This window comes from Arthrobacter sp. 05L45_2 (genome assembly GCF_056397525.1).
Map to the genome: position 1 here is coordinate 1 of NZ_JBFTNO010000332.1, position 1,750 is coordinate 1,750.

The 1,750-nt window shown below is 69.6% G+C and carries 1 protein-coding gene and 1 pseudogene; both read left to right on the plus strand.

Going from position 1 to position 1,750, the window contains the following annotated elements:
* Nucleotides 1-280, plus strand: a pseudogene (locus tag AC1DHD_RS16135) (argininosuccinate synthase); the annotation flags it as partial.
* 5 nt (nucleotides 281-285) lie between these two features.
* Nucleotides 286-1,713 (plus strand): argininosuccinate lyase, encoded by a 1,428-nt coding sequence (gene argH, locus AC1DHD_RS16140; RefSeq protein WP_476880675.1) that lies wholly within the window; start codon nucleotides 286-288, stop codon nucleotides 1,711-1,713.
* Nucleotides 1,714-1,750 lie beyond the last annotated feature (37 nt).

Below are 1,750 nucleotides of genomic sequence, written 5' to 3' on the forward strand. Positions count from 1 at the left end.
GGTTTACGACGGCCAGTGGTTCTCCCCGCTCAAGCGCTCCCTCGATGCTTTCATCGAGGACACCCAGAAGTATGTCTCCGGTGACATCCGCATGGTGCTGCACGGCGGCCAGGCGATCGTCAACGGCCGCCGCTCCGAGACCTCGCTCTACGACTTCGACCTCGCCACCTACGACACCGGCGACACCTTCGACCAGTCGATGGYGCGCGGCTTCATCGAGCTGTGGGGCATGTCCGCCAAGGTTGCCTCCGGCCGCGACATCCGCGTCGCWGGAAAGTAGCCCCTGTGGCTGAGCACAAGTCCGAGGCAACCAATACGGGTGCGCTGTGGGGCGGCCGGTTCGCCGGCGGGCCCGCCGACGCCCTCGCCGCGCTGAGCAAGTCCACGCACTTTGACTGGCGGCTGGCCCGCTACGACATTGCCGGGTCCAAGGCGCACGCCCGCGTGCTGCACAAGGCCGGGCTGCTGGACGACGCCGAGCTGGCCGGCATGCTGGACGCGCTGGACCGGCTGGACGCCGACGTCGCCTCCGGGGCCTACACCCCGGCGGAGTCCGACGAGGACGTGCACGGTTCGCTGGAACGCGGCCTGATCGAGCGGGCCGGCACCCAGCTGGGCGGCAAGCTCCGCGCCGGCCGGTCCCGCAACGACCAGGTGGCCACCCTGGGCCGGATGTTCCTGCGTGACCACGCGCGGATCATCGCCCGCGGTGTGGTCGCCACGATCGACGCGCTGGTGGAACAGGCCAAGGCCCACCCGGGCGTGGCCATGCCGGGACGCACCCACCTCCAGCACGCCCAGCCTGTGTTGCTCAGCCACCACCTGCTGGCCCACGCCTGGGCGCTGCTGCGCGACGTGCAGCGGCTCGCCGACTGGGACAAGCGCGCCGGCGTTTCGCCCTACGGGTCCGGCGCACTGGCCGGTTCCTCGCTGGGCCTGGACCCGGAGGCCGTGGCAGCGGATCTGGGCTTCAACTCGGCGACGCACAACTCGATCGACGGCACCGCCTCCCGCGATGTCTTTGCCGAGTTCGCCTGGGTTTCGGCCATGATCGGCGTGGACCTGTCGCGGGTGTCGGAGGAAGTGATCCTGTGGGCCACCAAGGAGTTCTCCTTCGTGACCCTGCACGATTCCTACTCCACGGGCTCCTCGATCATGCCGCAGAAGAAGAACCCGGACGTGGCCGAACTGGCCCGCGGCAAGGCCGGCCGGCTGATCGGCGACCTCACGGGGCTGCTCGCCACCCTCAAGGGCCTCCCGCTGGCGTACAACCGCGACCTCCAGGAGGACAAGGAACCGGTCTTCGACGCCGCGGACACCCTGGAGCTGCTGCTCCCGGCCGTCTCCGGCATGATCGCGACGCTGAAGTTCAACACCGAACGGATGGAATCCCTGGCACCCCAGGGATTCGCCCTGGCCACGGACATTGCCGAATGGCTGGTCAGGCAGGGTGTCCCCTTCCGGGAGGCGCACGAACTCTCCGGTGCCGCGGTGAAGCGGGCCGAGAGCCGCGACGTCGAACTCTGGGACCTGACGGACGAGGAATACGCGGCGATTTCGGAGCACCTGACCCCGGAAGTCCGCACGGTCCTCTCCACCGAGGGTTCGCTCAACAGCAGGAACTCCCAGGGCGGCACCGCGCCGGCCGCCGTCGAACGCCAGCTGTTGGCACTCGAGGCGGAGCTCGACGGCGTGCGCCAGTACGCCGGGTAGCTCCCGCCCCCGGCCGGGTTGGCACTTCGCGGCAATG